Source organism: Ruegeria sp. BC5 (genome assembly GCF_056539205.1).
This window is the reverse complement of the sequence record NZ_JBQFUN010000014.1, coordinates 1-6019: the sequence shown is the minus strand read 5'-3', so window position 1 is coordinate 6019 and position 6019 is coordinate 1. Positions and strand designations below refer to the sequence as shown.

3 tRNA genes and 3 rRNA genes are annotated in these 6019 nt (G+C 53.1%); all 6 read right to left on the bottom strand.

The features are described 5' to 3' along the window. Nucleotides 1-104: 104 nt before the first annotated feature. Nucleotides 105-181: transfer RNA gene (locus tag ACR0LY_RS19950), tRNA-Met, on the bottom strand. 51 nt (nt 182-232) lie between these two features. Then, nucleotides 233-347, bottom strand: a 5S ribosomal RNA gene (gene rrf, locus ACR0LY_RS19945). A 192-nt stretch (nt 348-539) separates the two neighbouring features. Beyond that, nucleotides 540-3367, bottom strand: a 23S ribosomal RNA gene (locus tag ACR0LY_RS19940). A gap of 416 nt (nt 3368-3783) precedes the next feature. After that, nucleotides 3784-3859: transfer RNA gene (locus ACR0LY_RS19935), tRNA-Ala, on the bottom strand. Nucleotides 3860-3939: 80 nt separating this feature from the next. Beyond that, nucleotides 3940-4016: transfer RNA gene (locus tag ACR0LY_RS19930), tRNA-Ile, on the bottom strand. Nucleotides 4017-4154: 138 nt separating this feature from the next. Beyond that, nucleotides 4155-5616: ribosomal RNA gene (locus ACR0LY_RS19925) — 16S ribosomal RNA — on the bottom strand. Together the 16S, 23S and 5S rRNA genes with 3 tRNA genes alongside form the textbook arrangement of a ribosomal RNA operon. Nucleotides 5617-6019: the final 403 nt, after the last annotated feature.

Here is a 6019-nt window from a genome sequence, read left to right as displayed (position 1 = left end):
CTCTCACCCTATTGTTTTGTGGTTCTGACGGGTTGAGGGTGTTAAGCGATTGATCTTGGGGATCAATTGTAGTGTGACCGGGCTGTTCTGAGATTTTCTGACGCTGGTTGCGGGAGTAGGATTTGAACCTACGACCTTCAGGTTATGAGCCTGACGAGCTACCGGGCTGCTCCATCCCGCGTCAGTGTCAGATTTGTATCATCGTTAGAGAGATGTTTTGGGCTTTTACTAGGTTTGGCGGTGACCTACTCTCCCGGGGCTTAAGCCCAAGTACCATTGGCGCGGCAGTGCTTAACTTCCGGGTTCGGGATGGGACCGGGTGTTTCACTTGCGCTATGACCACCAAACCGAGGAAAAGCCCATGTCTGCATTCTTGCTGAGCAAGAAAGCGACGGGTGGCAGGCAGCGTCTTTGCGTGCAAAGGCGCGTTGCCACTCGGTTGTTATGTCACCCCTTTACGGGGTTTCACATCAATCAACGTTGTCCAACTCAAGGTCGGTGTATGCTTTTGGTTTTGATTTGTCTTTCTGTTACTGGATCAAATCAAGCCTATCGGGCGATTAGTACCGGTCAACTGAACGCATTACTGCGCTTACATCTCCGGCCTATTGACGTGGTGGTCTTCCACGGCCCTCAGGGAGACCTTGTTTTGAGGGGGGCTTCCCGCTTAGATGCCTTCAGCGGTTATCCTGTCCGATCATAGCTACCCAGCACTGCCGTTGGCACGACAACTGGTCCACCAGTGGATCGTTCACCCCGGTCCTCTCGTACTAGGGGCAACTCCTCTCAAGTCTCCTACACCCACGGCAGATAGGGACCGAACTGTCTCACGACGTTCTAAACCCAGCTCACGTACCTCTTTAAACGGCGAACAGCCGTACCCTTGGGACCTGCTCCAGCCCCAGGATGAGATGAGCCGACATCGAGGTGCCAAACACTGCCGTCGATATGGACTCTTGGGCAGTATCAGCCTGTTATCCCCGGCGTACCTTTTATCCGTTGAGCGATGGCCCTTCCACTCGGGACCACCGGATCACTATGGCCGTCTTTCGACTCTGCTCGACTTGTCAGTCTCGCAGTCAGGCTGGCTTCTGCCATTGCACTCAACGAGCGATTTCCGACCGCTCTGAGCCAACCTTCGCGCGCCTCCGTTACGCTTTAGGAGGCGACCGCCCCAGTCAAACTACCCGCCACGCAGGGTCCCGGATCCGGATAACGGACCGCGGTTAGACATCAAGAGTGCGAAGGGTGGTATCTCAAGGGAGGCTCCACGGATACTTGCGTTTCCGCTTCAAAGCCTACCACCTATCCTGCACATCACAATCCTGATGCCAGTGCGAAGCTGTAGTAAAGGTGCACGGGGTCTTTCCGTCTAACCGCGGGAAGCCTGCATCTTGACAGGCAATTCAATTTCGCTGAGTCGATGTTGGAGACAGCGGGGAAGTCGTTACGCCATTCGTGCAGGTCGGAACTTACCCGACAAGGAATTTCGCTACCTTAGGACCGTTATAGTTACGGCCGCCGTTTACCTGGGCTTCAATTCAAGGCTCTCACCTCTCCTTTTAACCTTCAGGCACCGGGCAGGCGTCAGACCCTATACGTCGTCTTGCGACTTCGCAGAGCCCTGTGTTTTTAATAAACAGTCGCCACCCCCTGGTTTGTGCCCCCAGCCCCTAGTTGCCTAGGAACCGGGCCTCCTTCTCGCGAACTTACGGAGGTATTTTGCCGAGTTCCTTCAACATCGTTCTCTCAAGCGCCTTGGTATTCTCTACCAGTCCACCTGTGTCGGTTTAGGGTACGGTCTGATAGGAGGGCTATTTCCAGGAACCTCTCAGCAGCCCAATCAATCCGATAAGATTGAACTACACCTGAGATCCGTCACCACTCCACGGCCCAGGAATATTAACCTGGTTCCCATCGCCTACGCCTTTCGGCCTCGGCTTAGGGGCCGGCTTACCCTGCTCAGATTAGCTTTAAGCAGGAACCCTTGGACTTTCGGCGAGAGTGTCTCTCACACTCTTTGTCGCTACTCATGTCATCATTCTCACTAGTGATCTCTCCACCGGATCCCTCACAGGCCGGCTTCATCGAAAGCCTCTCTCCTCCAATCCGCCCGAAGACGTGAAGGAGGAATGAGACTATGTCACACTACGCTCTGCTACCATGCCTTACGGCATCCTAAGCTTCGGCTCATGGCTTGAGCCCCGTTACATCTTCGCCGCAGGACAACTTATTTAGACCAGTGAGCTGTTACGCTATCTTTAAAGGATGGCTGCTTCTAAGCCAACCTCCTGGTTGTTTTGGTCGTCCCACCTGCTTTCCCACTTAGCCATGAATTGGGGGCCTTAGCTGTAGGTCAGGGTTGTTTCCCTCTCCACTACGGACGTTAGCATCCGCAGTGTGTCTGCCATCTAGTACTCCCGGGTATTCGGAGTTTGGTTAGGATCAGTAAGCCTGTGGGGCCCCATTACCCATCCAGTGCTCTACCCCCCGGGGTATTCGGATGACGCTCTACCTAAATAGATTTCGCAGAGAACCAGCTATCTCCGAGTTTGATTGGCCTTTCACCCCTAGGCACAGCTCATCCCGATCCTTTTCAACGGATGTGGGTTCGGTCCTCCAGTAAGTGTTACCTTACCTTCAACCTGGCCATGCCTAGATCACTCGGTTTCGGGTCTGATCCCACGAACTCATGCGCCCTATTAAGACTCGCTTTCGCTACGCCTACACCTAACGGCTTAAGCTTGCTCGTGAGACCAAGTCGATGACCCATTATACAAAAGGTACGCCGTCAGCTCGCAAGGAGCCTCCGACTGATTGTAGGCGTTCGGTTTCAGGTACTGTTTCACTCCCCTCGTCGGGGTGCTTTTCACCTTTCCCTCACGGTACTGGTTCGCTATCGGTCAGCAAGGAGTACTTAGCCTTCGAAGGTGGTCCTCCGATCTTCAGACAGAATTTCACGTGTTCCGCCCTACTTAATACGTCCATCAAAGCTTCCTATACGGGGCTGTCACCCGCTATGGCCATGCTTCCCAACATGTTCTAGTCACTTATCTGGCTCGGCTGGTCCCCGTTCGCTCGCCGCTACTAGGGGAGTATCAATTGATTTCCTTTCCTCCGGGTACTTAGATGTTTCAGTTCCCCGGGTTTGCTCTTAAAACCCTATGTATTCAGGTCTTAAGTACCTGTTTAAGCAACATATTGATTATCAGAGATAACAATATGAAGCTTTCAGGTGGGTTGCCCCATTCAGAAATCCATGGATCAAAGCTTATTCTCAGCTCCCCATGGCTTATCGCAGAGTATCACGTCTTTCATCGCCTCTTGCTGCCAAGGCATTCACCAAACGCCCTTCTCGCGCTTGATTTGATCCAGAAAGAGAAAGACAGACGTCCTTCACGGCAGACCCAGCTGGTAACTAAAGGCCGCCTCTGTTTCTGAACCAAAAGCATACTTTCCCGCCTTCCATCCTGGAACCCATGCTGCCGATGTCGGTCGGCCCCACATGGAGAATGGAAGACAATGCATGATCGTCAGATCATGCGGGTTAGTGTACTTGACTTGGACAACTCTGTTCGTTTCAGCCGGGATATTCAAAGAGGGACGAGGAAACATCCCAAATCGAACCTCCTCCGAAGAGGACCAACTGAGATCAACGCCACACTCGGCGCGATCAAACAGTGTTGATTGATTTCTCTCTATACGATGTCAAAGCCTCCGAAGAAGCTGCGTCCAATCGGACGGTTAAAAACCCAAAGGTGCTTAACGATCTGATCGGGTAAATGGTGGAGCCTAGGAGGATCGAACTCCTGACCTCCTGAATGCAAATCAGGCGCTCTCCCAGCTGAGCTAAGGCCCCAAAATAGTCGCTTTCGTGACCTTCGCTACGCAAAGGCACTGCCGCGACAACGACTTTTTTGCCTGAGGCAAAAAATGTCTTGGTGGGTCGAGGAGGACTTGAACCTCCGACCTCACGCTTATCAGGCGTGCGCTCTAACCACCTGAGCTACCGACCCAGACAGGCCGGTCGGCCTGATGTGTTCTGAAGAGATATGAGGACGGCTCGGTCCATGAGTTTGATCAACTTTGTTTGTTGATCTTCTGCTAAGTGTATCACGAGATTTGCGAACAAATATAACTAGATACATCCTTAGAAAGGAGGTGATCCAGCCGCAGGTTCCCCTACGGCTACCTTGTTACGACTTCACCCCAGTCGCTGATCCTACCGTGGTCCGCTGCCCCCAAAAGGTTAGCGCACGGCCGTCGGGTAGAACCAACTCCCATGGTGTGACGGGCGGTGTGTACAAGGCCCGGGAACGTATTCACCGCGTCATGCTGTTACGCGATTACTAGCGATTCCGACTTCATGGGGTCGAGTTGCAGACCCCAATCCGAACTGAGACAGTTTTTTGGGATTAACCCATTGTCACTGCCATTGTAGCACGTGTGTAGCCCAACCCGTAAGGGCCATGAGGACTTGACGTCATCCACACCTTCCTCCCGCTTATCACGGGCAGTTTCCCTAGAGTGCCCAGCCGAACTGCTGGCAACTAAGGATGTGGGTTGCGCTCGTTGCCGGACTTAACCGAACATCTCACGACACGAGCTGACGACAGCCATGCAGCACCTGTCACTAGGTCACCGAAGTGAAAGACCCATCTCTGGGCCGGTCCTAGGATGTCAAGGGTTGGTAAGGTTCTGCGCGTTGCTTCGAATTAAACCACATGCTCCACCGCTTGTGCGGGCCCCCGTCAATTCCTTTGAGTTTTAATCTTGCGACCGTACTCCCCAGGCGGAATGCTTAATCCGTTAGGTGTGTCACCGAATAGCATGCTACCCGACGACTGGCATTCATCGTTTACGGTGTGGACTACCAGGGTATCTAATCCTGTTTGCTCCCCACACTTTCGCACCTCAGCGTCAGTATCGAGCCAGTGAGCCGCCTTCGCCACTGGTGTTCCTCCAAATATCTACGAATTTCACCTCTACACTTGGAATTCCACTCACCTCTCTCGAACTCTAGACTGATAGTTTTGGAGGCAGTTCCAGGGTTGAGCCCTGGGATTTCACCCCCAACTTTCCAGTCCGCCTACGTGCGCTTTACGCCCAGTAATTCCGAACAACGCTAACCCCCTCCGTATTACCGCGGCTGCTGGCACGGAGTTAGCCGGGGTTTCTTTACCTGCTACCGTCATTATCTTCACAGGCGAAAGAGCTTTACGACCCTAAGGCCTTCATCACTCACGCGGCATGGCTGGATCAGGGTTGCCCCCATTGTCCAAGATTCCCCACTGCTGCCTCCCGTAGGAGTCTGGGCCGTGTCTCAGTCCCAGTGTTGCTGATCATCCTCTAAAACCAGCTATAGATCGTAGGCTTGGTAGGCCATTACCCCACCAACTACCTAATCTAACGCGGGCTAATCCTTTGGCGATAAATCTTTCCCCCGAAGGGCTCATACGGTATTACTCTCCGTTTCCAGAGGCTATTCCGTACCAAAGGGTATATTCCCACGCGTTACTAACCCGTCCGCCGCTCACCCCGAAGGGCGCGCTCGACTTGCATGTGTTAGGCCTGCCGCCAGCGTTCGTTCTGAGCCAGGATCAAACTCTCAAGTTGAAAGCACATTGCTGCGCTATCCTTGACGTTCGAACCTCTGCACATCTCATCAGGAGGCTAATCCTGATGAAGTCTTCTGTTTGATGTACACAGACTTCCTAAGAAATCAGTGAACCACTCAAACAGTGAAGCTGACACTAGATCATCGGCCCCGATTGCTCGAGAAACCTACTAGCGCGATATACAGACATTCAATCCGTCGAAACGAACCAAACCGCCCACATATCTCTTCAGTTATCCATCAATGTCAAAGAACATAACACCCAGAGCCAAAAACCAGACCGTTGCGCCAATAACCTCAGCGCGCCCGCCTAACAAATCCCTCAAGATGCCCCCAGTCTCTCCTGAGCGTCTCCGCCGTCTCCAGCGTCCCAACACCGCCTCAGCAGCGCCGGTGAAGGGG